The organism is Tabrizicola sp., from assembly GCF_041919135.1.
In the GTDB taxonomy this organism is placed as follows: domain Bacteria; phylum Pseudomonadota; class Alphaproteobacteria; order Rhodobacterales; family Rhodobacteraceae; genus Tabrizicola.
In genome coordinates this window covers 72,661-97,728 of the sequence record NZ_JAYRUJ010000002.1, presented here as the reverse complement: position 1 = coordinate 97,728, position 25,068 = coordinate 72,661, and the positions used below count along the sequence as shown (strand labels likewise).

General features: G+C 68.5%; 23 protein-coding genes. 5 read left to right on the top strand and 18 right to left on the bottom strand.

Annotated features, from left to right (window positions below):
- Positions 1 to 48: 48 nt before the first annotated feature.
- Complete coding sequence (locus ACE3UA_RS02370) at positions 49 to 1,323, top strand: hemolysin family protein (RefSeq protein ID WP_374642133.1); 1,275 nt, start codon at positions 49 to 51, stop codon at positions 1,321 to 1,323.
- Positions 1,324 to 1,418: 95 nt separating this feature from the next.
- Here ACE3UA_RS02370 and ACE3UA_RS02365 read toward each other — a convergent pair whose 3' ends face one another.
- From ACE3UA_RS02365 to surE, 3 genes are read right to left on the bottom strand one after another with little or no spacing between them, the layout of a single operon-like run.
- Entirely contained in the window at positions 1,419 to 2,594 is a 1,176-nt protein-coding gene (locus tag ACE3UA_RS02365; protein WP_374642131.1) for a peptidoglycan DD-metalloendopeptidase family protein, read from the bottom strand.
- A gap of 50 nt (positions 2,595 to 2,644) precedes the next feature.
- Positions 2,645 to 3,316 (bottom strand): protein-L-isoaspartate(D-aspartate) O-methyltransferase, encoded by a 672-nt coding sequence (locus tag ACE3UA_RS02360; RefSeq protein WP_374642129.1) that lies wholly within the window; start codon positions 3,314 to 3,316, stop codon positions 2,645 to 2,647.
- Positions 3,313 to 4,098, bottom strand: a complete 786-nt coding sequence (gene surE / locus ACE3UA_RS02355; protein WP_374642127.1) for a 5'/3'-nucleotidase SurE — start codon at positions 4,096 to 4,098, stop codon at positions 3,313 to 3,315. The genes ACE3UA_RS02360 and surE overlap by 4 nt, the downstream gene beginning before the upstream one ends.
- 132 nt (positions 4,099 to 4,230) lie before the next feature.
- On the opposite strand from surE, the gene ACE3UA_RS02350 reads away from it, so the two are divergent.
- From ACE3UA_RS02350 to ACE3UA_RS02335, 4 genes are all read left to right on the top strand, one after another.
- Positions 4,231 to 4,995 carry an ABC transporter ATP-binding protein gene (locus ACE3UA_RS02350; protein ID WP_374642125.1) on the top strand — a complete coding sequence of 255 codons (765 nt, stop codon included), beginning with the start codon at positions 4,231 to 4,233 and terminating at the stop codon, positions 4,993 to 4,995.
- Positions 4,996 to 5,025: 30 nt separating this feature from the next.
- Positions 5,026 to 5,793 carry a transporter substrate-binding domain-containing protein gene (locus ACE3UA_RS02345; RefSeq protein WP_374642123.1) on the top strand — a complete coding sequence of 256 codons (768 nt, stop codon included), beginning with the start codon at positions 5,026 to 5,028 and terminating at the stop codon, positions 5,791 to 5,793.
- A gap of 181 nt (positions 5,794 to 5,974) precedes the next feature.
- Positions 5,975 to 6,703, top strand: a complete 729-nt coding sequence (locus ACE3UA_RS02340) for an ABC transporter permease (protein WP_374642121.1) — start codon at positions 5,975 to 5,977, stop codon at positions 6,701 to 6,703.
- On the top strand, positions 6,700 to 7,479 hold the full coding sequence (locus ACE3UA_RS02335; RefSeq protein WP_374642119.1) for an ABC transporter permease: 780 nt from the start codon (positions 6,700 to 6,702) through the stop codon (positions 7,477 to 7,479). Before ACE3UA_RS02340 ends, ACE3UA_RS02335 begins: the two co-directional genes overlap by 4 nt.
- A 51-nt stretch (positions 7,480 to 7,530) precedes the next feature.
- Here the strand turns inward: ACE3UA_RS02335 and iolB are convergent, their stop codons facing one another.
- The 15 genes from iolB to ACE3UA_RS02260 form a co-directional block, all read right to left on the bottom strand.
- Complete coding sequence (gene iolB / locus ACE3UA_RS02330) at positions 7,531 to 8,334, bottom strand: 5-deoxy-glucuronate isomerase (protein ID WP_374642117.1); 804 nt, start codon at positions 8,332 to 8,334, stop codon at positions 7,531 to 7,533.
- Positions 8,334 to 8,504, bottom strand: coding sequence for a hypothetical protein (locus ACE3UA_RS02325; RefSeq protein ID WP_374642115.1), 171 nt, complete (start codon positions 8,502 to 8,504; stop codon positions 8,334 to 8,336). The genes iolB and ACE3UA_RS02325 overlap by 1 nt, the downstream gene beginning before the upstream one ends.
- Positions 8,505 to 8,525: 21 nt before the next feature.
- On the bottom strand, positions 8,526 to 9,425 hold the full coding sequence (gene iolE, locus ACE3UA_RS02320) for a myo-inosose-2 dehydratase (protein WP_374642113.1): 900 nt from the start codon (positions 9,423 to 9,425) through the stop codon (positions 8,526 to 8,528).
- Positions 9,426 to 9,432: 7 nt separating this feature from the next.
- Positions 9,433 to 11,259: a 3D-(3,5/4)-trihydroxycyclohexane-1,2-dione acylhydrolase (decyclizing) gene (gene iolD, locus ACE3UA_RS02315; RefSeq protein ID WP_374642111.1), complete on the bottom strand. Its 1,827-nt coding sequence runs from the start codon at positions 11,257 to 11,259 to the stop codon at positions 9,433 to 9,435.
- Complete coding sequence (gene iolC, locus ACE3UA_RS02310; RefSeq protein ID WP_374642109.1) at positions 11,256 to 13,166, bottom strand: 5-dehydro-2-deoxygluconokinase; 1,911 nt, start codon at positions 13,164 to 13,166, stop codon at positions 11,256 to 11,258. The genes iolD and iolC overlap by 4 nt, the downstream gene beginning before the upstream one ends.
- A gap of 77 nt (positions 13,167 to 13,243) precedes the next feature.
- Positions 13,244 to 14,068, bottom strand: coding sequence for a MurR/RpiR family transcriptional regulator (locus tag ACE3UA_RS02305; protein ID WP_374642107.1), 825 nt, complete (start codon positions 14,066 to 14,068; stop codon positions 13,244 to 13,246).
- 93 nt (positions 14,069 to 14,161) lie between these two features.
- Entirely contained in the window at positions 14,162 to 15,256 is a 1,095-nt protein-coding gene (locus ACE3UA_RS02300) for a LysM peptidoglycan-binding domain-containing protein (protein ID WP_374642105.1), read from the bottom strand.
- 190 nt (positions 15,257 to 15,446) lie between these two features.
- A complete protein-coding gene (locus ACE3UA_RS02295; protein ID WP_374642103.1) occupies positions 15,447 to 16,562 on the bottom strand; it encodes a hypothetical protein in 1,116 nt (371 codons plus the stop codon).
- A gap of 85 nt (positions 16,563 to 16,647) precedes the next feature.
- Complete coding sequence (locus ACE3UA_RS02290) at positions 16,648 to 16,806, bottom strand: hypothetical protein (RefSeq protein WP_374642101.1); 159 nt, start codon at positions 16,804 to 16,806, stop codon at positions 16,648 to 16,650.
- 7 nt (positions 16,807 to 16,813) lie between these two features.
- A complete protein-coding gene (locus ACE3UA_RS02285) occupies positions 16,814 to 18,862 on the bottom strand; it encodes a serine/threonine-protein kinase (RefSeq protein ID WP_374642099.1) in 2,049 nt (682 codons plus the stop codon).
- A gap of 308 nt (positions 18,863 to 19,170) precedes the next feature.
- On the bottom strand, positions 19,171 to 20,433 hold the full coding sequence (locus ACE3UA_RS02280; RefSeq protein ID WP_374642097.1) for an amidohydrolase family protein: 1,263 nt from the start codon (positions 20,431 to 20,433) through the stop codon (positions 19,171 to 19,173).
- On the bottom strand, positions 20,434 to 21,378 hold the full coding sequence (locus ACE3UA_RS02275; RefSeq protein ID WP_374642095.1) for an ABC transporter permease: 945 nt from the start codon (positions 21,376 to 21,378) through the stop codon (positions 20,434 to 20,436).
- Positions 21,375 to 22,418 (bottom strand): ABC transporter permease, encoded by a 1,044-nt coding sequence (locus ACE3UA_RS02270; protein WP_374642093.1) that lies wholly within the window; start codon positions 22,416 to 22,418, stop codon positions 21,375 to 21,377. Before ACE3UA_RS02270 ends, ACE3UA_RS02275 begins: the two co-directional genes overlap by 4 nt.
- Positions 22,408 to 23,940 (bottom strand): ABC transporter ATP-binding protein, encoded by a 1,533-nt coding sequence (locus ACE3UA_RS02265; protein ID WP_374642091.1) that lies wholly within the window; start codon positions 23,938 to 23,940, stop codon positions 22,408 to 22,410. The genes ACE3UA_RS02270 and ACE3UA_RS02265 overlap by 11 nt, the downstream gene beginning before the upstream one ends.
- On the bottom strand, positions 23,937 to 24,950 hold the full coding sequence (locus ACE3UA_RS02260) for a BMP family protein (protein WP_374642089.1): 1,014 nt from the start codon (positions 24,948 to 24,950) through the stop codon (positions 23,937 to 23,939). Before ACE3UA_RS02260 ends, ACE3UA_RS02265 begins: the two co-directional genes overlap by 4 nt.
- Positions 24,951 to 25,068 lie beyond the last annotated feature (118 nt).

The following is a 25,068-nucleotide window of genomic DNA, read 5'->3' as shown; positions in this document are numbered from 1 at the left end:
CCCGGCGGCCCCTTGCATGGCGGTGCATTGCGCCTTACGCGTGTATTCATGCTAGCTGAAATCGTCGTCATCCTGGCCCTGATCGTCCTGAACGGCGTGTTGGCCATGTCCGAACTCGCCATCGTCAGCGCGCGTCCCGCCCGGCTGAAGCCGCTGGAGGGCAAGAGCCGCGGCGCGCGGCTGGCCCTGCGGCTGGCCGAGGATCCGGGCCGCTTCCTCTCGACCGTGCAGATCGGGATCACGGCGGTGGGCGTGCTGTCGGGTGCGCTGTCCGGGGCGACATTGGGCCAGCGGCTTTCGGCCTGGCTGGTCGGGCAGGGGATGACGGCCGAGATGGCCTCGACCCTGGGCGTCGGCGGCGTGGTCGTCGCGATCACCTATGTCAGCCTGATCGTGGGCGAGCTGGTGCCGAAGCAGATGGCGCTGCGCAATGCCGAGGGGATCGCGACCCGCATGGCCCCGGCGATGACGCTGCTGTCGATCGTCGCGGCGCCGCTGGTCTGGTTCCTGGACCGCTCGGGGCGGGCGCTGCTCTGGCTTCTCGGTCAGCGCGGCGAGAGCGAGAACCGCGTGACCGAGGAGGAGGTCCATGTCCTTCTGGCCGAGGCGCATGAGGGCGGCGTGCTGGAAACCGAGGAACGCGAGATGATCACCGGCGTGATGCGCCTGGGCGACCGCACGGCCCGGGCGCTGATGACGCCGCGCCACGAGGTCGAGATGCTGCCGCTGGAGGCGACCGGGGCCGAGGCCGTGGCCGCGATCCGCAAGGTCGCCCGGCCCCGGATGCCGGTCGCCGATGCCGAGGGCGACGTGGTGGGCATCGTGCTCTTGTCCGATGCCTTCCAGGCCGTCTCGCGCCGCGAGACGCTGGACCTGAAGGCGCTTCTGCGCGAGGTGCCCGTGGTCTCGGACCGGGCCGAGGCGCTGGACGTGCTGGAGATCCTGCAGAAGACCGAGCATCACCTGGCGCTGGTCTATGACGAATACGGCCATTTCGAAGGGATCATCACCAGCGGCGACGTGCTGGAGGCGATCACCGGCGCGGTGGCGGCAAGCGAGCCGGACGAGCCCGCCATGGTCACCCGCGCCGATGGCAGCCAGCTGGTGGCGGGCTGGATGCCGGTGGACGAGTTCTGCGACAAGCTGGGCCTGCCGCGCGAGATGGCGGGGGAATATGACACGGTGGCCGGGCTGATGCTGCACCAGCTGGGCCATATCCCCGAACTGGGCGCCAGTTTCATAGCCGAGGGCTTCTGCTTCGAGGTGATCGACCTCGACGGGCGGCGGATCGACAAGATCCTGGTGGCCAGGGTCGGGGACTGACCTGCCGGTCTTCCTGCGGGATCCTCGTCGTTCGACTTCGTCTCCTCCTCGGCAGGCCGCCGGCGAGGAGTGCACGAAGTGCGTCGACGAGCGGCCTATTGCAGATAGGTCATCGGGTCGAAGCTTTCCTTCGAGGTGTTGCGCACCTCGAAATGCAGGAAGGCCGGGTTGCCCGCCGCGACCGTGCCGATCGACTGGCCCCGGCCGACCTTGTCGCCCTTCTTCACGCTGACCCCGCCGACGCCGACATAGACCGTCAGGAGGTTGTTCGCGTGCCGCAGGATCACGATGCCCTTGCCGGTCGTATCCGAGGAGATCACCGTCACCGTCCCCGCATCCGCCGCCTTCACCGGCGCCCCGGCCGCGGCCGAGATGTCGATGCCCTGGTTCGACTTGCGGTCGTAGCCGCGGATGATCTTGCCCGCGACCGGCATCGCCATCCTCGCGGCCGAGGCGGCGGTCGCCTGTTCGCCGAGGTCGGGAGAGGGCGGGGTGGCCTTGGGCTTGGTGGCCGCGACCTCGGGCTTCTCGTCGGGCAGCGGCTTCGCGGCCGAGGGCGGCTCGGGTGTCGGGCTGCCGGAGCCGGGGGGCGTCGGCACGGGCTCGGGGTCGGGCGCGGGGGCGGTGGCGATCGGGATGATCAGGGTCTGGCCCTCGCGCACGGCCATGTCCGCGCCAAGCTGGTTCCAGTCGGCCAGCGCCTTGGCCGAGACATTGTAGGTCCGCGCGATGGTGAAGGCGGTCTCGCCGCGCGCGACGCGGTGGGTCAGCGGCTGGCCCGAGATCGGCTTCGACGCGGCGGGCGAGGCCGCGACCGGGGTCGGACCCGCCGCATCCAGGGCTGTGGTGGCGATCGACGAGATGTCGATCGGCCCGCCGCCGCCCGAGATGCCGCCGCTGGCGATGGCGGCGGGCTGTGGCGTGGCCGAGACGCGTGAGGGCAGTAGCAGCATCTCGCCCTCGCGCAGGGGATCGGTCGGGCGCAGCGCATTGCTCCGGGCCAGTGCCTCGGCGTTCAGGCCCAGGCGGCCGGCCATGGCCACGACGGTGTCGCCGCGCCGGGCCTTGGCGAGCTGGTAATCGGGATAGGACAGGATGCCATTCGCATCTGCCATGGGTGCCGCCGCCGTGGCCTGGCGCGCGGCATCCGAAGTGTCGCCGCCACCGGCCCGCATGTCCCAGTCCAGGTTGCGGGTATCCATGCAGGCCGTCAGGGCCAGAAGGCTGGCACCAAGGCCGAAGGGCCGCAGTCTGTCCAGGGAAATCCGCATCTGCCGCCTCATCTACTGCTGTCCGGGTTGATCCCGTCTCGGGACAAAGTCTACTCGGACCCCAGGCCTTCCACCAGAGGGACAAAGCGCACTGGGCGAAGTTCCTCGTAATCAAAGCCGCGTGATCCGCGCGTGACCTTGATCAGGCTTTGCACCGCATCCGACTGGCCGACCGGCAGGACCATGATCCCGCCGGGCTTCAACTGTTCCAGAAGCGGGCCGGGCGGGTCTTCGGCGGCGGCGGTCACCAGGATGCGATCGAAGGGCCCCTGGTCGGGCAGGCCGAACGAGCCGTCGGCGGCGATGGCGGTGATGTTGGTGATGTCGAGCTGGCGAAACAACTCGCCCGCCTCGCGCACCAGGCGGCGGTAGCGGTCCACGGTATAGACCCTTCGGGCCAGCTGCGACAGGATCGCGGCCTGATAGCCCGAGCCGGTGCCCACCTCCAGCACGGTATCGCGCGGGCTGACCTGCAACGCCTGCGTCATCAGCCCCACGACCGAAGGCTGGCTGATCGTCTGGCCGCAGGCGATGGGCAGGGGCATGTCCTCATAGGCGCGGTCGGCAAAGATGCCGCGCACGAAAAGCCCGCGGTCGATCTTCTCCATCGCGGTCAGGACGCGGGTGTCGGTCACGCCGCGCGAGCGGAGGGCGAAGAGAAAGCGCATCTTGCGTTCGGCAAGCGGATCGGAGGTCGGTTCGTCCTCCGGCCCCTGGGTCATGCGAGCCTGGCCTCGAGATCGGCGAGAAGGTCATGCGCGGTCAGGTCGGCGCGCATCGGCGAAATCGAGATGAAGCCGTCAAGGTTCACCGCCGCGTCGCTGCCGGGCAGGGTGGGCGTGTGCTGGTGCCCGCCCCTGATCCACAGGAACTTGCGGCCGGTGGGCGACATCTGCCGCTCGACCGTGAACGAGGTGTCGCGGCGGAAGCCTTGCGGTGCGACCATCATGCCCTTGGTCGCGGCGGCGGGCAGCGGCGGGAAGTTGATGTTGTAGAAGGTGCGGTAATCCTCCTCGGCCCAAAGCCCCTTGTCCAGCAGCGCGCGCACGACCGCCGCCCCATGGACGCGGGCGGATTCGAAAGGGTCGGCCAGCCTGGCGTTGCCCGGCCCGAAGAACTGCGACATCGCAATCGCCGGAACACCCTGCAACGCCGCCTCCATCGCGCCGCCGATCGTGCCGGAGTAAAGCACGTTCTCGGCGGCGTTGTTGCCCCGGTTCACGCCCGACAGGACCAGATCCGGCTTGGCACCGTCCAGCACGTCATAGATCGCCGCCAGCACGCAGTCGGCCGGGCTGCCCTCGGCCGCGAAACGGCGCTCGGCCAGTTCGGCGATCATCATCGGATGGGTATAGCTGATGCAATGCCCCACGCCCGATTGCTCGAAGGCCGGGGCGACGGTCCAGACCTCGCCTTCGGGTCCGGCGATGGTCATGGCGATCTCGGTCAGGACCTCAAGTCCCGGCGCGTTGATGCCGTCGTCGTTGGTGATCAGGATGCGCATGGTTCCCCCGGCTGATGCCCCTGATTAGACGAGCCGGGTTTTCCCTTCAAGGCGCGTCACCCGGTGCGGACCCAAAGGAAAAGCTTGCGCGGCGGTGAATTGCACGCTCATATAACAAGAAGCGGGGGGCGCATGACGACGGACAGGCCAGAGGCGATCAGGGTTGACGGGCTGCACAAGAGCTTTGGTGCGCATGAGGTGCTGAAAGGCGTCTCGCTGAGCGCGCGAGAGGGCGACGTGGTGGCGATCATCGGCGGCTCCGGCTCGGGCAAGTCCACCATGCTGCGCTGCATCAATTTCCTCGAGACGCCAAGTTCCGGCCGCATCACCATCGCGGGCGAGGCGGTGGCGATGCGCCCCGACGGCAGCCCCGCCGACCGCCGCCAGATCGAGCGGATCCGCCAGTCGCTGGGGATGGTGTTCCAGAGCTTCAACCTCTGGACCCACCGCACGGTGCTGGAGAACCTGATCGAGGTCCCGGTCCATGTCCTGAAACTGCCGAAGGACCAGGCCATCGTCCGGGCCCGCAAGCTTCTGGCCCGTGTGGGCCTGGCCGAGAAGGAGGGTGCCTATCCCGCCTTCATGTCCGGCGGCCAGCAGCAGCGCGCCGCCATCGCCCGCGCCCTGTGCATGGAGCCGCGCGCGATGCTCTTCGACGAGCCGACCAGCGCGCTTGACCCCGAACTGGTGGGCGAGGTGCTGCAGGTGATCCGCGGCCTTGCCGAGGAAGGGCGCACCATGATCCTCGTGACGCATGAGATGAAATTCGCCCGCGAGGTCTCGGACCACGTCATCTACCTGCACAACGGCCGGATCGAGGAGGAGGGCCCGCCCGACCAGCTGTTCGGCGCGCCGAAATCCGACCGGCTGAAACAGTTCCTGAAATCCGTCGCCTGAACCGGCGGAAGAACCAACAAGGAGAGTGCCATGAAGCTGAAATCCCTTGCCGCCGCGCTGATGCTGCTGGCCGCCCCGGTGGCGGCGCAGGAGGTCAAGATCGGCATCGCCGCCGAACCCTATCCGCCCTTCACCAGCCCCGACGCCGCCGGCAACTGGGTCGGCTGGGAGGTGGACATCATCAACGCCGTCTGCGCCGCCGCCGAGCTGCAATGCGTGATCACGCCGGTCGCCTGGGACGGGATCATCCCGGCGCTGACCGCGGGCCAGATCGACGCGATCATGAACTCGATGTCGATCACCGAGGAGCGGCTGCAGACCATCGACTTCTCGGACAAGTACTACAACACCCCGACCGTGGTCGCGGCGGCCAAGGGTTCGGGCCTGCAGCCCACGCCCGAGGGGCTGGCGGGCAAGGTGATCGGCGTGCAGGTGGCGACGATCCACGAGGCCTATGCGAACAAGCATTTCGCGGAGACGGCGGCCGAGATCAAGGTCTACCAGACCCAGGACGAGGCGAACCAGGACCTCGCGGCCGGCCGGATCGACGCGACCCAGGCGGATTCGATCGCGCTGGACGCCTTCATCGCCTCGGAGGCCGGGGCGGCCTGCTGCGAGATCGTGGGGGCCGTGGCCGATGACCCGGAGGTGCTGGGCCTTGGCGTCGGCGCCGGCCTGCGCAAGGGCGAGGACGAGCTGAAGGCGAAGATCAATGCCGGGATCGCGAAGATCCGCGAGGACGGGACCTACGACGCGATCACCGCCAAGTATTTCGCCTCGTCGATCTACGGCGGATAAGGGTCTTGGGCATCCTGTCGTCCCGGCGCGCGGGTGCCCCCCACCCCCGGCCCCTCCCCACAGGGGGGAGGGGAGCCGCCCGGCCGCCGCGGCCGCTCGATCCGCGACATCCCGTGCCCGGCATCTTCGGTCGGAGCCTCCGGCGGGGATATTTCTTCCAGTATGAAAGGCCGGTCCCCGCATGACGCCGCTTCTGGCCTCGACGCTTGACCTCCTGGCGCTGGAGCCGCCGGGCTGGGGGGCGGTGCTGCTGCTGGGGCTCTGGCGCTCGGTCCTCATCGCGGGGGGGGCCTTTGCGCTGGGCCTGGTGATCGGGTTTTTCGGGGCCTATGGCAAGCTTTACGGCGGGCCGGTGACGCGCGATCTCCTTGCGATCTACACCACCGTCGTGCGCGCGGTGCCCGAGCTGATCCTGATCCTGATCCTGTATTTCGCGGTGACCGACGCGCTGAACCAGCTGCTCCTCGCCATGGGGGGCGAGAAGGTGCAGATCTCGGGTGTCGTGGCGGGAATCCTGGTCCTGGGCGTGGTGCAGGGGGCCTATGCGACCGAGGTGCTGCGCGGCGCGATCCAGTCGGTTCCGGCCGGCCAGATCGAGGCCGCGCGCGCGATGGGGATGCCTGCGGCCCTGCTTGCCCGGCGGGTGACGCTGCCGCTGATGCTGGCGCTGGCCCTGCCGGGGCTGGCGAACCTGTGGCTGATCGCGACCAAGGACACCGCGCTTCTGGCGGTGGTGGGCTTTGCCGAGCTGACCCAGTCGACGCGGCAGGCGGCCTCGACCACCAAGGCCTTCTTCACCTTCTACGCCGCCGCCGGGGTGCTGTATCTCGCGGTCTCGATCCTGTCGACGCTGGTCTTCGCGCTGATCGAGCGGCGGGCGCGGCGCGGGCAACGGCGGGTCGCGGGATGATCCGGTCGCTGATGCTGCCGCGCCGGCTGGTGATGCTGGCCATCCTTGTGCTGATCGTGGCGCTGGTTGCGGTCTATGGCCGCTGGGACTGGCTGGCCAATCCGAAATACCAGGGGCTGATCCTGCGCGGCATCGGCAACACGCTCATCCTGCTGGTCCTGACCATGGGAATCGGCATGGCGCTGGCGATCCCCCTCGGCCTCGCCCAGGCGGTGGGGCCCTGGTATCTGGCGGTGCCGGCGCGGACCTTCTGCGGGCTGATCCGGGGCACGCCGCTGCTCTTGCAGCTGTTCCTGCTGTACTACGGCATCGGCAGCCTGTTCCCCGGCATTCCCGGGATCCGCGACAGCTTTCTCTGGCCGGTCCTGCGCGACGCCTGGTATTACGCGGTCCTCGGCCTGTCGCTCTCGGTCGCGGGCTATGAGGGCGAGGTGATGCGGGGCGCCTTCAAGGCGGTGCCGCATGGCCAGCTGGAGGCGGCGCGGGCGATGGGGATGCCGCGGCTGACGATGTTCCGCCGGATCTGGCTGCCGCAGGCGCTGCACCGGGTGTTGCCGACGCTGGGCGGCGAGACGGTGCTGCAACTGAAGGCGACGCCGCTGGTCGCGCTGATCACCGTGGTCGACATCTATGCCGTCGCCAGCCGGGTGCGGTCCGAGACGCTGATCACCTATGAGCCGCTGATGCTGCTTGCCGTGGTCTACATGGCGATCACCGGGCTGATCGTGCTGCTGTTCCGCTGGTTCGAGGGCCGGGTGCCGCAGCGGGTGGCCTGACGCCGCGCCTGGCGCGGGTCGTGGCCGGGGTTTGCGCCGTGGTCGGCGGATTCAGGCGTCGGCCCTGGCGATCCAGTCGTGGTCGGGATCGTTCTGGAACCGCCATTTCCGCAAGGGACCCGCCATCACGTTCAAATAGTACATCTCATAGCCATAGGGCGCGCCGCAGGGGTGGTGGCCCCTGGGGACCAGCACCACGTCGTGGTCCTTGACCGCCATCGTCTCGTCCAGCGCGCCATCCTCGGTATAGACCCGCTGGATGCCGAAGCCCTGGGCGGGGTTCAGCCGGTGATAATAGGTCTCCTCCAGATAGGTCATGCGGGGGAAGTCGTCCTCGTCATGGCGGTGGCTGGGGTAGGAGGACCAGTGGCCGGCCGGGGTGAAGACCTCGGTCACCAGAAGGCTGTCGGCGACCTCGCGCGCCTCCATCGCGATATTGTTGACGTGGCGGGTGTTGGTGCCCTTGCCGCGCGGGGTCAGCTCGATCCCCTCCGGCCCCAGCCGCCGGGCGGGGTGGTTGCCCTTGCCCGGCGCGGTGCAGACGGCAAGCGTGCAGGGGGTGGTGGCGACGGCCGTCCACGACTGCCCGTTCGGGACGTAAAGGCAATGCGGCGGCGTCTTTTCGAAGACGTCCATCCGTTCGCCCATCTCGCCCCAGTCCTGGCCTGCGGCCGCGACCTTGGCCTTGCCCTCGACCAGCACCAGGATCGCCTCGCGGTCGCCGGTCGCTTCGCTGGCCACGTCGCCGGGCTCCAGCCGGTAGAGGCTGAAGCCGACATAGGTCCAGCCCGCGCTTTCCGGGGTGATCTCGTGGACCTTGTCGCGCGCGGCGGCGGGGTGGCGCAGGAGCCGCATCAGCCGCCTCCGGGGGGCCGCATGAACAGCGCGTTGAAGGCCCAGCCGGTGAGGGCGGTGAAGACCGCGCCCCCGAGGACCGAGCCGGAGGAAAAGAACCAGATCGCCGCCGCGCAGGGCAGGGCGGTGAGCAGAAGGCGGAGGGCGAGGGGCCAGTCGGGATTCAGCATGGGTCCAACCTGCCGCCGGGCTCAGGGCTTGTCGAGACCCGTCTCGCGCGCCAAACGCCGCAGCGTCGCAAGGCCGAGGGTCTGGTAGAGCAGCGGATTGCGGAGGTTCGGGTCCTGTTCGGCCTCGATCACGATCCAGCCGTCGTATCCGGCATCGGCGAGGATCTTCAGGAGCGGGGCGAAGTCGATCCCGCCCTCCTGATCGCCGGGCACGGTGAAGGCCCCGGCAAGGACGCCCTGCAGGAAGCTGAGACCTTCGGCGCGGACCCTGGCGGTGATCGCGGGGCGGATGTTCTTGGCATGGAAATGGCGGACGCGGGCGATGTGCCTGCCCAGCATCTGGACCGGATCGCCGCCGCCAAAGGCGCAGTGGCCGGCGTCGAACAGCAGATGCGTGTGCGGGCCGGTGGCGGCCATCAGGGCGTCGATCTCCTCGGGGCTTTCCACGATCGTGCCCATGTGGTGATGGTAGACCAGCGTCAGGCCCTGCGAGGCGAGATATTCCGCGAACTGCTCCAGCTTTGCGCCGAAGGCCTGCATCCCGGCGGGGGTGAGGCGGGGGCGGTCGTTCACCGGCTTTGTCGCATCGCCGTGGATCGCGTTCGAGGTCTCGCAGACGATCATCACGCGGCAGCCATTGTGGCGCAGCCTGGCGATGTGGCGTTGCGCGGCCGCGATCTCGTCCTGAACCGGGCGGACCAGCAGTTCGGTCGAATACCAGCCGGAGATGAATTTCAGGCCGTATCCGGCCAGCAGCGCCCGCAGCGCCTCGGGGTCGTCGGGCCAGCGGTGGCCGTTCTCGATCCCGTCGAAGCCGATCTGGGCGGCCTCGGTCAGGATGCGGGCGGTCGGGATCTCGGCGCCGATGGTGCGGTCGTCGTCATTGGCCCAGGCGATGGGGTTGGTTCCGAATTGGATCATGGTTTTCTCAGTTCAACAGCCACCGGGCGCGGGTGCCCGCTTCATAGCCCTTGCGGGCCTCGTTCACTTCGCTCCGGTCCGAGACTTCCGGCACCGCCACGTCCCACCAATGCCCGCCCGCGCCGGTGCCGGGCGCAGGATCGGTGTCGATGACGATCACGGTCGGGATGGTCGCGGTCCTGGCCTTCTGCATCTCGGCTTCCAGCCCGGCGATGGAGGCCACCTTGACCGCGTTTGCCCCCATGCTGCGGGCATGGGCGACGAAGTCGATGGCCGCCGCGTTCACATGATAGCTGTCGTCCAGCAGGTTATTGAACGGCGCGCCGCCGGTGGCCTGTTGCAGCCGGTTGATGCAGCCGTAGCCGCGGTTGTCGGTCAGGATGACGGTGAAGGGGATCGCCATCATCACCGCCGTCGCCAGTTCCGAGTTCGCCATCATGTAGCTGCCGTCGCCGACCATGCAGATCACGTCACGCTCGGGCAGGGCCATCTTGATGCCCATCGCCCCCGCGACCTCGTACCCCATGCAGGAGAAGCCGTATTCCATGTGATAGCCTCCTTGCGCCGCGCGCCAGAGGACATGCAGCGCGCCGGGCATGGTGCCGGCGGCGCACATGATGAGGGAGTCCTTGCCGGTGTTCCGGTCCACCGCGCCGATCACTTGGGCGTCGGTGGGCAGGTCGTTGCCCCTGGGCGCGGCGAAGAGGGTGTCGGTGGTCTGGAACCACTTGGTCCGCGCGGAGAAGTCGGGGTCGGGGAAGCGGTGAGGCCCAAGCGCGGCGCCGATCTTTTCCAGCGCGACCTTGGCGTCGGCGACGAGGGCTTGGGCGGCCCGCTTGTGGGCGTCGTAGCCGTGGATGTTGATCGAAAGGAGCTTGCGGCCGGGGTTGGAGAAGACGGTCCAGCTTCCGGTGGTGAAGTCCTGGAACCGTGTCCCGACGCCGATCACAAGGTCGGCCTTTGCGGCGAGTTCGTTGCCGCAGCCGGTGCCGGTCACGCCGGGCGAGCCGAAGTGGAGCGGTTCCTCCCAGTCGACCGCGCCTTTCCCGGCCTGGGTCTCGACCAGCGGGATGTTGTGCGCCTTGGCGAAGTCGAGAAGCGTCTGTTCCGCGCCGGAGTAGAGGACGCCGCCGCCCGCGACGATCAGCGGCGCCTTGGCGGCCTTGATCGCGGCGACGGCGGCCTCCAATTCGCGCTGGTCGGGTTCCGGGCGGCGGATGCGCCAGATCCGCGGTTCGAAGAAGTCCACCGGATAGTCATAGGCCTCGGCCTGCGTGTCCTGGCAGAAGGCCAGGCAGACCGGGCCGCAGTTCGCCGGGTCGGTCATCACGCGAAGGGCGCGGGGCAGGGCGGTCAGGATATGCTCCGGCCGGCTGATCCGGTCGAAGTAGCGGACGACCGGGCGGAAGCAGTCATTGGCGGAGACGGTCGCGTCGTCGAAATCCTCGATCTGTTGCAGCACCGGATCGGGCGCGCGATTGGCGAAGACATCGCCGGGGAGGAACAGGACCGGCAGGCGGTTGACATGGGCGAGGGCGGCAGCGGTGACCATGTTGGTGGCGCCGGGGCCGATGGAGGAGGTCACGGCCATCGCCTTCCGCCGGTGCTTCGCCTTGGCATAGGCGATGGCGGCATGGGCCATGGTCTGTTCGTTCTGGCCGCGCCAGGTGGGGATCGCGTCGCGATGGGCGTGCAGCGCCTCGCCCAGCCCGGCCACGTTGCCATGGCCGAAGATCGCCCAGACGCCCTCGATGAAGCGGGAGCCATCCTCGGCCTGTTGCAGCGAGAGCCAGCGGACGAGGGCCTGGGCGGCGGTGAGGCGGATCGTGGTCATTTGGCTTCTCCCTCCCGCACCTTGTCCCAGAGCGCGGCAAGGCGGGCGTAACGGTCGGACATCAGGGTGACGGCCTCGGCGTCGGTCATCTGGCCCTGCATCCAGGCGCGGGCGGCGTCGCCAAAGATGGTGCGGCCGATGGCGAAGCCCTTGACCAGATCGTGTCTGGCGGCCAGCGCCAGCGAGGCGGCAAGGTCTTTTTCGCTGGCGTCGAGGCCGAGGACGACGATCCCGCGCACATGGGGGTCGTTCTTCGTGATCGCGGCGCAGGCGTTTTTCCAGGCGGTGTCGGTGGTGAAGGGTTCCAGCTTCCACCAGTCGGGGTAGATGCCAAGGTCATAGAACCGCTGGATGACTCTCGCGCTGGTCTGGTCGTCTGTGGGCGCGACCTTGGAAGGGATGATCTCCAAGAGCATCTCCAGCCGGTTGCGGCGGCAGGCGTGAAAGAGGCGCAGGACGGTGTCTTCCTGTTGCTGCTTCGTTTCGGCGTCGTCATTAGGGTGATAGAAGCAGAGAACCTTGACCACATGCTCCAGCGGCCATTCCTGCAAGCCGCCGTAATCCGGTCCGATTTCCGGTTCGAGGGTGAGGGGGCGCGAGCCGGGCCATTCGGCGGGACGGCCGATCCAGAGGCCGGTGCCCGCCGCCTGGAACAGGGCGTCGCGGCCAAGACGGCTGTCGCAGAGGATGCCATAGCCGGGCTTGCCATCGGCAACCTTCAGCGCGGCCTGCAGGCACAGCTCCTTGAAGGCCCCGATCCTGGCGGGCGTCGCGCCCGCCATCGCCTCAAGCTGCATCCGGTGGTCGAAGGCGAAGACGCGCATCGTGGACCAGTCCCTGTGGCGGTTGGTCGCCCAGTGGACTTGTTCCAGCGCCTGGTCCTTTCTCAGGGCCGGGGTGACGACGCCGCGCTTGAGGAAGAACTGCAGCTCCTCCCAGGATGGATAGGCCGGGGTGCAGCCGTGGCGGGAGACGGCGAAGGCGCCGCAGGCGTTGGCGTATTTCAGGGCTGTGGGCCAGGGCTCGCCGTCGAGCCAGCCTTTCAGGAGGCCGGACATGAAGCCGTCGCCCGCGCCGAGGACGTTGAAGACCTCGATCGGGAAGCCGGGGCCGGTCTCGCCATCGTCAAGGCTGTCGGGCACAGTCCCGGTGAAGGCGACGGCCCCCATCGGGCCGCGCTTGCAGACGAGGGTGGCCTTGCTGACGGCTCGCACCGCCCGCAGCGCAGCGATCGTGTCGGTGGTGCCGCCCGCGATGTGGAATTCCTCTTCCGTCCCGACGATCAGGTCGAAGAGATGCAGCGTCGATTGCAGCTTGGCGGTGACGGCGGCGCTGGCGATGAAGCGGTTCTCGCCGTCGCCATGGCCGCTGAGGCCCCAGAGGTTCGGGCGGTAGTCGATGTCGAGCGCCGTCTGCAGCCCGTGCTTGCGGGCGAGGGTCAGCGCCTTGAGGACGGCGGCCTCGGTCTTGGTGTTGGACAGATGCGTGCCGGTCGCGACCAGGGCGCGGGCTTCGGCGATGAAGGCTTCGTCGATGTCATCCTCACATAGCGCCATGTCGGCGCAGTTCTCGCGGTAGAAGATCAGCGGGAACTGCTTGTCGTCGCGGATGCCGAGAAGGACCAGCGCAGTCAGCCGCTCCGGGTCGGTCCTGACGCCGCGCACGTCCACGCCTTCCTTCGCCAGTTCCTCGCGGATGAAGCGGCCCATGTGCTCATCCCCGACCCTTGTGATCAGCGCCGAGCGCAGCCCGAGCCGCGCGGTGCCGGCGGCCATGTTGGTGGGCGAGCCGCCGATGTATTTCCGGAACGTCCCCATGTCCTCCAGCCGCCCGCCGACCTGCGCGCCGTAGAGATCGACCGAGGACCGGCCGATGGTGATGACGTCGAGGGGGCGGGTCTGGGACATGGAGGCTCCGCGGAACCGGGGCGAGTCGTCTGCCGGGATATGGAATGTTTATTCCATTTGGCGCAATCAGGGAAGGGTCAAGTTTCGCGCCGCGCCGCCACCGCCACCGCCAGCGAAAGCGCCAGCGCGATCACGGCGGAGAGCGAGCGGAAGGCGCCGAAGTCGATCTCGGTCACGGTGAGGATGGTGTCCCCAAGGCCCGCCAGACGCGTGGCCGGGGGATCGGTCAGAAGGACGACCGGCAGGCCCCGGGTGCGGGCCTCGCGGGCAAGGGCGAGGGTCTCGTCGGACCAGGGAGCGAAGGTGATGGCCAGAAGCGCGTCGCCGGGTTGCAGGATGGCGCGCTGGCCAAGCCCGGCCACCCCGTCATGCAGGATCGCCGGAAGGCCCAGCTTGTCCAGCACATAGGCCAGATAGGAGGCCACGGGGAAGGAGCGGCGGAAGCCCGCAAGATGGATGGTGCGGGCGCGGGACAGGGTCTCAACCGCCTGATCAAGCGCGGTTTCATCCAGATCGCGCGCCAATGCCGCCATCGACTGACGACCGGCCTCGACAAATTCGGCGACCAGCGCGGCCGGTTGCCCGGCCCCCCCGGCCTTCAGCTTTGCCAGCCGCATGGCATAGTCGGGCGGCGCGGTGGAGAGCGCCTCGCGGAACAGGCGCTGCATCTCGGCATAGCCGGAAAAGCCCATGATCTGACAAAAGCGCATCATGGCCGAGGGCGGAACGCCTGCGCCCCTGGCGATCTGCGCCACGGTCGAAAGCGCGATCTGGTCGAGATGGCCCGCCAGATGGTCGGCGCATTGCTGCAGCCGGCGCGGCAGGGTGCCGGACAGCGCCATCAGACGCTGGCGGAAGGCCTCGACCGTGAGGGGGGGATCGGAGGGGATTTCCTGCGGCATGCGGCCTTATAGCATATGGAACGAATGTTCCAACATGGAATCGAAAAGCCCCGCACCTTGCGGCACGGGGCTTTCGGGATCGACGGCCGGGACCTATTGGCTGAGCTTGTTGTACTCGTCCAGGCCGGTGGCGACGATGTCATACCATTCGCCGGATTCCCGCATCTCGGTGATGCCGCGGTTCAGCATGGCGATGTAGACGCGGCCGCGCGGATTGCTTTTCGAGGTCAGGAAATGATAGGTGATGAAGGTCGCCAGCGCGGGGTTCGGGGCCACGCGGTCCGAGGCGCCCAGTTCCTCGAAATTGGCCGTCACCGTCTCGGCCTCGATCGAATAGAGGTCGACCTGGCCATCCAGCAGCATCTGGGCGCAATCCAGCGGGTTCTTGGGATGGGCATAGGTCACCATCGGCTCGACCAGGCCCTGCACCTCGAGGTCGCTGGTCGGCCAGGCCTCGGGCCGGCAGATCCGCGCGCCGGCATAGTCGGCGAAGGTCCGGGCCTCGGCATATTTGCTGTCGACCAGGGTGTTGAAGGTATAGGCGGTCTCGTAGATCGGCAGCGAGAAGTCGAATTCGGTGCACATGCGGATCGCGAACTCGCCCAGGAGGTCAAGCTTGGTGCAGTCCGGCGCCTCCCAGGCGACCGAGACGTCGAAGGCCCCGGTCGGCAAGAGCACGTCGATATGCGACATCCAGTCGTCGACATAGGAGATTTCGTAGCCCCGGTCGTTGCCGCCGCGCTGCATCGCGGTGGCGGCCATGCGCACGAAGATCCCGCCGCCGGTAAGGCTTTCGTCCGCGAAGGGCATCCAGTTGTTCGAGGAGACGAATTTCAGCGGCGGCTCGTAGGTCTTGTTGCGCTTGGGTGCGGCGGCCTGACGCTCGGTCTCGGCCTGGATCACGGCGTTGAGTTCGGAATCGGCGGTGAGGCGGCCGTCCTCGCAAGGCAGGATCAGCTGGAGGCCGGGAGGCAGGCTGTTCGGGTTGGCGGCCAGCGCGTCGCGGTTGGCGTTGAAGATCATCTGGTAGTCGTAGGAGCCATAGGCCGCCTGCGCGATCGACCCCAGCGTGTCCCCATCCTTTACCGTATATGTCGTGCAGGCCTCTTGCGCCGCCGCGACGACCGGCAGGGCGACCAGCAATGCCGCAAGGGCGACGGAGTGGGACTTTCCGGAAGCAAGGTTCATTCGACGGTCCTCTTACGTCTTTTGCGGAAGGAGCGGGTGGACACGAAACCGAAACAATACTCGTTACAGACCCCAGCAAGACCCGCCGACATGGCACGATTATGGCAAATCGGTGGATTCACTGGAGAAATGCGTCAGGCAATCCAGGGATTTCATGCCGCGGCAACGGGGCTGTTTCATGTGCCACCTGTCAGTGCGGGTTCAGCGCGGTCGAGACGATCTCGTACCATTCGCCAGAGTCGTACATCTCGATGATGCCCGCATCGAGGCTGGCCAGCATGTCCACGGCGCGCTGGTTCGACTTGTGGGCGATGATGTGCAGGCTGGTGATCTCGGCCAGATGCGGGTTCTGTTCCACCTCCTTCACGAGTCCCAGCCGGGCGACCACGGAATCGCCCACTTCGGCGTCGATCGAGACCAGGTCCACCTCGCCCCTGGCCAGGGCCTCGAAACAGTCCGAAGCCCGCTCGGGGCGCGAGAGTTCCACCTGGTCCGCGCCCAGTCCGTTCGCCTCCAGCACGCCGGTGGTATAGCCCTCGGGGCGGCAGATCCGCTTGCCCGCAAGGTCGCTGTAGCGGGTGGCGGCGAAGAGGTCGCTGTCGCGGCGGGTGAAGAAGCCGTCGACGATTTCGAGGAAGGGGGCCGAGAAGGCGAAATCCTCGCAGCGCGACAGGTCACCGGCGTTCAGCGTATCGGGATTTTCGCAATCGGGGCGGATCCAGGGATAGCTCAGGTCATAGGCCAGCGAGGGCAGGAGCGCGTCGATATGCGCCTGCGGGTCGTTGATGAAGGTCAGCGAATAGGGGATCGACGGGTCGGCGCGGAAGACCGCCATCTCGACCAGCTGGGTGAACATGCCGCCGCCGGGCAGGTTTTCGTCCACATAGGGGGCGAAGTGGTTCACGGTGACGATCCGCAGCGGCATCCGCGGCGCATCAGGAACGGATTCGGCGGCGGCGGGCGCGGCATCGACCGCGGCGGGCTGGACGGTCGCTTCGGCGGCGGGCCGGGCGGCCGGGGCCTGGTCTGCCCCGGTCGGGTCCCCGGAGGCGGCCGGGCCTTCGGCGCAGGGCAGGCGCAGGGTCATCCCGATCTCGATATGGTCGGCCTTGGCGCCGATCAGGTCGACATTCGCCTCGTAGATCATCCGGTAGAGGTCGGCGTCGCCATAGGCGTCCCGGGCGATATAGCGCAGGTTGTCGCCCGCCTTGACCACATGGCTGCCGCAGGTCTCCTGCGCTGCGGCCAGCCCGCCGGTCAGGGTCAGCGCGGTGCAGCCCAGGGCCAGCATCTTCACGGTGTTCATCGCAGGCTCTTCTCCTGTGGGCGGAAGGGGTCGCAGGGCGGGGTCTGGCCGCGTGCGGGGCAGAGGCAGGGGCCGGGTCGGGCGGTCAGTGCTCCTGCGGATTGCGGGCGGCCTGGCGCAGGATCGCGCGGTCCAGCGCCGCGATCACATTGTCCAGCATGCGCACGGCCGCAGAGGGGGCGCCGGGAGCCTCGATGGTGATCTCCTCGGGGTCGGGGGCGGCCCGGCGCGGCTTTTGCGACATGGCTCCCTCACTCGGCCAAGGCGAGGCGCATCGCGCCGCCGACGACCTGGTTCTGGCGCACCACCGACAGCTGGGCCAGGGTTTCGCCTTTCCCGACCAGGGTCTTCAGCACCATGTCCACCGCATCGGGCTGGTCGAAAAGCGCCTGGGTCTGCTTTTCGCGGAACAGGACGTCGCCGGGCACCAGGTCGGTGGCGGCAGGGTCCGCAACGCTGGTGACCACGGTCTTCCAGCCCTCGTCCTGATGGCTGATTGCCAGGCCGACCCCGTTTGCCAGCGTGACGAGGCGCACGGTCGGAACGGTGAGGAGGCCGGTCCGGGACGCGGCGCCGGGAGCGGCATAATCCACCACCACCCGGGCGCGGCCATCGGGATCGACATGCAGCGCATCCAGCACGGCGGCGGTGAAATCCTTGCCCTCGGCGACCGGAACGCCGTTGACGGCGTAAAGCCGCAGGCCGGGGGCAAGCCAGTCGCCCGCGAGCTGGAGATCGCTGCGGCCGTCGAGCCGCGAGATGACGGTCACCTTTTCGTCGCCGACGATGCGGCTGGTGCTGTCGAAGGGCATCTGCACATCCCAGACCGAGAAGGCGATCTGCGCCTCGGCCGGGGTGCCCGGGGGCGCGGCGAGGCTGGCCTCGGCCGCAAGGGCGACGGCGTCGTCGGCGGAAAGGTCGGCTTCGGCCGGGGCGGGGGCTGCGGGCGCGCTTGCGACGGTCTCGGCGACAGCGGGCGGGGCGGTTTCGGCCGGGGCCGGAACCTCGGCGGGTGCGGCGGCTGCCGGCGCGGGGGCTGCCGCCGCCGGGACGGGCGCCGCACTGGCGGTGGCGGCCGTGGCGACCACGGCCGGGGCCGGCGCATCGCCCTGGCCGAGCAGGACATAGGCCCCGAGGATCACCACCAGCGCCACCGAAACCCCGGCGACGACCTGGGCCGGGTTGCGGCCGGACCTGGCCTGCGGGGGAGGCGACAGGGGCGCGGGGGTCGAGACAGGGCGCGCCGGCGGCGGGGGCGCGACCGAGGCTGCGGCAGGTCCCGGAACGGCAGGCTCGGCCTGGTCCTGGGTGAAGCCGACGACGGTCTGGCGCACGGCCTCGGCCGTTGCGTCGCGCTGCGGTGGGGGGGCGGCGCGGCGGAACATCACCAGCCATTCCTTCGCCGACTGCACCCGCTGCTTGGGCAGGGTATTCAGCGCGCGGTCGATCGCCTCGAGAAAGCCGGGCGGATAGTCCGCAAAGCGCCCGGCGAGGGGGAGATAGGGATCGGGCCGGTCATCCGCGAGCGCGGCAAGCCGGGCCTGACCGTTCATCGGCGCCTCGCCCGAGATCAGGTGGTAAAGCGTGGCCCCCAGGGCATAAAGGTCGCTCCACGGGCCCTGTTCGGAGCCGGCGATGTAGAATTCCTGCGGCGAATAGCCATCCTTCACCACCCGCAGCGCCGACATGGCGCGGCTTTTCTGGCTGGCCTGTTCCCGCGCGGCGCCGAAGTCGATCAGGATCGGCTCGCCCTTCTTGTCGATCAGCACGTTGTCGGGCGAGATGTCGCGGTGCAGCATGTCGTGGTCGTGGATGAAGCCGACGGCTGCCAGCAGCTTTTCGGTGATCGCGACGATCTGTGCCGGGCTGGGGGTCGCGCCCAGGCCGTCGATGATCTGCTGCACATCGAAGCCGTCGATGAAGTCGATCGCCATATAGGCGGTGCCGTTGTCCTCGAACACCTGATGGACGGCGACGATGTTCGGATGCACGATCTTGGCGAGGTTCCGCGCCTCTTTCACGAAAAGCTGCACGACCGAGCGCAGTTCGGCCGTATGCGCGCGCGAGCGGGCGGCGACGAGACTTTGGCTGCGGCGGCAGAAGGCGGCGGGGAAACATTCCTTGATCACCACGTCGCGGTCCAGGCTGTCGCGGGCGAGATAGGTGATCCCGAAGCCGCCGCTGTTCAGGTAACGGGTGATCGTATACTGCCCCTTGAGCAGCTTGGTGCCGGGTTCCAGCTCGTCGACAAGGTCCTCAAGCTCCGGTTCGGGAGCCTCGACAGCCTTTTGCTGCGCCATGTTGTTCCCCTTTCAGCACGACGGTCACACTGGAACGGCCTGGTGGGAGGTCTGGGGGTCCGGCGGACCACCGACAGGCTGGCAGCAATCGTCCACACAGGTGCACCAATACACAACTTTATCCTAGGTTGTGGATGACGGCAAAAATGCGGCAGCGCGGTGGAAACTTGAAGGTTGGCAGGGCGAAGCCGGGATTATCGCCCCGGTCGAGCGGAATTTCAGCCGCACCGCGAAGCGCCATCCGCCCGTTGCGGCGGGACTATCGGGGGAAAGCCACGGTCGGCATTTCCAACCGGGGGACAATGCCGTCAGAGGCGGCGGCGGACCGAGGCCGGACGGCCCTGCAGCGCCAGCCGGGCGTCGTTGCGCTGCCGCTCGGCCACCACCCGGCCCTTCGAGACCACCGCCAGCCGATCCGGCCGCAGGCGCAGCGCCTCGACCGGGTTGCCGGCGTCCAGCACCACGAGGCTGGCCAGGCGGCCGGGTTGCAGCCCGTGGTCCAGCCCCATGATCCGGGCGTTGGTCTCGGTCACCATGGTGAAGCAGCGCGCCATTTCGGCCGGATGGGTCATCTGCGCGACATGCAGGCCCATGAAGGCCACGTCCAGCATGTCGGCCGTGCCCAGCGAATACCAGGGGTCCAGCACGCAGTCCTGGCCCCAGCCGACGGGCACGCCCATCGCCTGCATCTCCTTCACCCGGGTCAGGCCGCGCCGCTTGGGATAGGTGTCGTGGCGGCCCTGCAGGGTGATGTTGATCAAGGGGTTCGGGATCGCGGCCATGCCGCTTTCGGCGATCAGCGGCAGCAGCTTGGACACATAGTAATTGTCCATCGAATGCATCGAGGTCAGGTGGCTGCCCGCCGCCCTTCCGCCGAGGCCATGCCGTGTCACCTCGCGCGCCATGGTCTCGACATGGCGGGACATCGGGTCGTCGGTCTCGTCGCAGTGGACGTCCCACATCAACCCGCGCTCGGCGGCGATCCGGGCGAGGTCGCGGAGGCTTTCGGCCCCTTCCTCCATCGTGCGCTCGAAATGCGGGATGCCGCCGACGACGTCCACGCCCATGTCCAGCGCGCGGACCACGTTCTCGCGCCCCGTCTTGGTGCGGTAGAGGCCGTCCTGCGGGAAGGCGACCAGTTGCAGGTCGAGATAGGGCGCGACGCGGCGCTTCACCTCCAGCATCGCCTCGACCCCGCGCAGGTGGTCGGGCGTGGTGTCGACATGGCTGCGGATCGCCAAGAGCCCCATGCTGACCGCCCAGTCGCAATAGCGCAGCGCGCGGTCCACCATCTCCTCGACCGTCGCGATCTCGCGCAACTCACCCCAGAGGCTGATCCCTTCCAGCAGCGTGCCGCTCGCGTTTACCCGGGGCAGGCCATAGCTCAGCGTCGCGTCCATGTGGAAATGCGGGTCGACGAAGGGCGGGGAGACCAGGTCGCCGGTGGCGTCGATCACGCGGCCGGCCTCGGCCTCCAGCTTGCCCACGGCGGCGATGCGGTCGCCCCTGATGCCGATGTCGGCCTGGGTGCCGTCGGGCAGGGTGCCGCCCTTGACCAGAAGATCGAACATTCAGCGTTCCCCCTTGTTGTAGGGCACCATCAGCGCCGCCGGCACTTCGGCGCGGCGCGACATCAGGATCAGGGCCAGGATGGAGAGGATGAAGGGCAGGGCGAGGAACAGCTGGTAGGGCAGGGCCGCGCCGAGCGGGGTTTGTTGCAGCCGGATCTGCAGCGCGTCGAAGGCGGCGAACAGGATCGCCCCCAGCACCGCTTTCCCCGGCTTCCAGGCGCCGAAGACGACCAGCGCGATGCAGATCCAGCCGCGGCCGTTGACCATCTCGAAGAAGAACGACGAGAAGGCGGAGAGCGTCAGGAAGGCGCCCCCCACCGCCATCAGGCCGGAGCCGACGATCACCGCCCCCATGCGCAGGCCGGTGACCGACAGGCCCTGCGCCTCGACCGCCGCCGGATTCTCGCCCACGGCGCGGACGGCAAGGCCGAGGGGCGTGCGGTAGAGGGTGAAGGCGACGACCCCGGCCACGGCGAAGGCGGCCCAGGTCAGCGCGGTCTGCGAGAGCGCCGCCCCCAGCCAGGGCAGGTCGGAAAGGCCCGGGATATGCAGCGGCTGGAAGGGGGCGATCTTCGGCGGGCTGGTGACCTCGGGGAGCATCAGCCGGTAGGCGAAGGAGGCCGAGGAGGTGGCGAGCAGCGTCACGCCAAGGCCCACGACATGCTGCGAAAGGCCGAAAGGCACGGTAAGGGTGGAGTGCAGCAGCCCGAACAGCATCCCGGCCAGCATCGCGATGGCGACCCCGCCCCAGAGCGGCAGGCTCTGGTAGACCGCCATCCAGCCCGCGAAGGCGCCGATGACCATGATCCCCTCGATGCCGAGGTTCAGCACCCCGGCGCGTTCGCAGATCAGCTCGCCCATCGTCGCCAGGATCAGCGGCGAGGCGATGCGGATCACGGCGGCCCAGAAGCTGGCCGAGATCAGGATGTCGATGATCTCGCTCATCCGCGCACCACCCGGAACCTTGTGAGAAGGATCGCCAGCACCATGCACAGAAGCGCGGTCGCCATCAGCATGTCGGCGATATAGGTGGGGACGCCCGCCGCCCGGCTCATCGCGTCGCTGCCCACGAAGATGCCCGCAACGAAGATCGCCGTGACGACGACGCCGAGCGGGTGCAGGAGTGCCAGCATGGCGACGATGATCCCGGTATAGCCGAAGCCCGGCGAGAGGTCGGAGGAGAGGTGCCCCTTCAGCCCGGCGACCTCGGACCAGCCGGCCAGCGCGGCAAGGCCGCCGGAGAGGAGGGCGGTCTTCACCAGCACCGCGTTGACCGGCATCCCGGCGAAACGGGCGGCCTCGGGGTTCTGGCCGACGGCGCGGATCTCGAAGCCGAGCGTGGTGCGGGTCTGGATCACCCAGACGGTGGCGGCGGCGATGATCGCCAGCGCGAAACCCCAGTGCAGGCGCAGGCCGTCGACGATCCGGGGCAGGCGGGCCTCGGGGATCAGGGGCGTGGATTTCGGCCAGCCCATGCCCATCGGGTCCTTCATCGGCCCCTCAAGAAGATAGCCGACGAGGAGGAGCATGATGAAGTTGAGAAGGAGGGTGGTCACGACCTCGTCGACGCCAAGCCGGGTCTTGAGGAGGACGGGGCCGAGGAGCAGCGCCGCCCCGGCGAGCATCGCGGCCAGGGCGGAGAGGGGCAGGACCAGCAGGCTTCCCAGCGAACCGCTGCCCAGCACGACGGCCACGATCGCCCCGGCGTAAAGCTGCGCCTCGGCCCCGATGTTCCACAGCTTTGCCCGGAAGGCGACGGCCACGGCAAGGCCGGTGAAGATCAGCGGCGTCGCGCGGTTCAGCGTCTCGAGGATCGCCAGTTTCGAGCCCAGCGCGCCCTTGGCGATCTGGCCGAGGACGCCGAGCGGATTGGCCCCGGCGACCAGCGCCAGCGCCATGGCGACCAGCATGGTCGCCGCGAGCGCCAGCGCGGGCAGGCCCAGCCGGCGCGCGGCCGAGGGGTTGGCGATGGCTTCAAGCCGCATTCGCGCCCTCGAACTTCTGGCCGGCCATCCAGAGGCCGAGATCGGCCGCCGACATGCTGCCCCGGGCGAAACCCGGCGAGAGGCGACCCTGAGAGATTACATGAAGAACGTCTGACAATCCCATGATTTCATCCAGATCCTCGGAAATCAGCAGAACCGCCGCACCCCGGTCGCGGGCGGCGATCAGCTGGGATTGGACATAGGCGATGGCGCCCACGTCCAGACCCCGCACCGGCTGGTTCGCCAGGATGATGTCGGGACCCGGGGCCATGGCGCGGCCCAGGATCAGCTTTTGCATGTTGCCGCCGGAGAGGAGCCGGATGCGGGTGTCGGGACCGGGACAGCGCACGTCGTAGCCCGCGATGATCTCTTGCGCGAAGGCGCGGGCGGCGCGCCAGTTCATCCAGCCCCGGCGCGAGAAGCGCGAGCGGTAGGCCTCCAGCACGGCGTTCTCGGTCAGGTCGAAATCACCGATGGAGCCCTGGTGGTGCCGGTCCTCGGGGATGCGGCCGATGCCCTTGGCCAGGGCGGCGCGGGGCGACCAGTCGGTCACCGGGGCGTCGCGCACCGTCAGCGTCCCGGCAGAGGGCAGCGCCAGACCCGCGATCACTTCGGCCAGCGCGGCCTGGCCATTGCCCGAGACGCCGGCCAGCCCGGTGATCTGGCCCGCGCGCAACGCCAGCGTCAGCCGCTTCAGCCCCGGCACCGCGCCGCGGTCGGGAGTCGTCACGCTGTCCAGCTGCATCAGCACCGGACCCGGCGCGCGGGCCCCGGCGCGGGGCAGGGAAAGCTCGCCCCCCACCATCAGCGCGGCGAGGCGGCCCTTGTCGGTGGCATGGGTGTCGACCTCGCCCACCACGCGGCCGTGGCGCAGGACGATGCAGCGGTCGGCGATGGCCATGACCTCGTGCAGCTTGTGGCTGATGAAGATCACCGAGAGACCGAGGGCCGTCGCCTTGCGCAGGGTGGCGAACAGCGCGTCGGATTCCTGCGGGGTCAGGACGGCGGTCGGCTCGTCCAGGATCAGGATGCGGGCGTCGCGGTAGAGCGCCTTCAGGATCTCGACCCGCTGACGCTCGCCGACCGAGAGACGGCCGACCTTGGCGTCGGGATGCACGGCCAGGCCGAAGTCGCGCGACAGGCGCTCGACCTTCCCGCGCGAATCCGGATGGCGGCGGGCCCAGAGACGTTCGGTGCCAAGCCGGATGTTCTCCAGCACCGTCAGGTTGCCCGCCAGCGTGAAATGCTGGTGCACCATGCCGACCCCGGCCGCCAGCGCGGCGCGGGGGTTGCCGGGGGGGAGAGGCCGGCCGAAGACCTCCACGCCCCCCTCGTCGGCCACGTAGTGACCGAAAAGGATGTTCATCAGCGTGGTCTTGCCCGCGCCGTTCTCGCCCAGGAGCGCCACGACCTCGCCGCGCCGCAGGGTCAGCGACACGGCGTCGTTCGCCTTCAGCGCGCCGAAGGCCTTGGAGATGCGGTCGAGGCGGAGGACGACCTCCGCCCCTTCATGCTTGCTCACGACGATTTCGGCTCGTTGTCGTCGATGGCGACCGTGAAGCTGCCGTCCTTGATCGCGGCCTCCTTCTCGGCGACCTTGGCCATGACCTCGGCCGGGACCTTGCCCTCGAAGGTGCCAAGCGGCGCCAGCGAGCAACCGCCTGCGTTCATGTAGGAGTAGACCCCGTAATTGTCGGCCTTGAAGGTGCCGCCCTGGATCGCGGCGACGGCGGCGTTCAGGGTGGGCTCGAAGTGCCAGAGCGCGGAGGTCAGCACCGTCTCGGGATAGTCGGCCTGCGTGTCGATCACGTTGCCGATCGCCAGCACGCCGCGTTCCTTGGCCGCGTCCGAGACGCCGAAGCGTTCCGCATACATCAGGTCCGCGCCGCCGTCGATCATGGCAAAGGCGGTCTCCTTGGCCTTGGGCGGGTCGAACCAGGAGCCGATGAAGCTGACCTGGAACTTCGTGTCCGGCTTCACCTCGCGCACGCCGGCCATGAAGGCGTTCATCAGCCGGTTGACCTCGGGGATCGGGAAGCCGCCGACCATGCCGATGTTGCCCTTGGTCATGCCGCCCGCGACGATGCCGGACAGATAGGCCGCGTCCTGGATGTAGTTGTCGAAGACGCCGAGGTTCGGGTTCGCCGCCGCATCCGGCGGGAAGGACGAGCCGAGGAGGAAGGCCACGTCCGGGTATTCCGCGCAGACCTCGCGCGCTTCCGCCTCGGCCCCGAAGATCTCGCCCACGATCAGCTTGACCCCGGCCTCGCAATATTCGCGCATCACGCGGGGATAGTCGGTGTTGGCCACGTTTTCGGTATAGGTATAGTCCACCGTTCCCGCCGCCTTCAGCGCCTCGGCGGCGATGTGGATGCGGCTGACCCATTGCTGTTCGACCGGCACCGTGTAGATGCCCGCCATCTTCAGCGGTTCCTGCGCGAAGGCGCGCAGCGGCAGGTTCGCCGCGACCGAAGCGGCCACGCCGCCCAGAAGCAGGCCGCGCCGTGAGACCAGGAAGTTTCCGTTCGTCATGCTGTCGCCATCCCTGTTGGTGTTTGTCGGTGATTTTTTACCGGACAGTAAAAACTGCCTGTCGATTCGATACAAGCTTGCTGGCAGCTTAAAGCGGATTGTCCGATTCAAGGGCAAG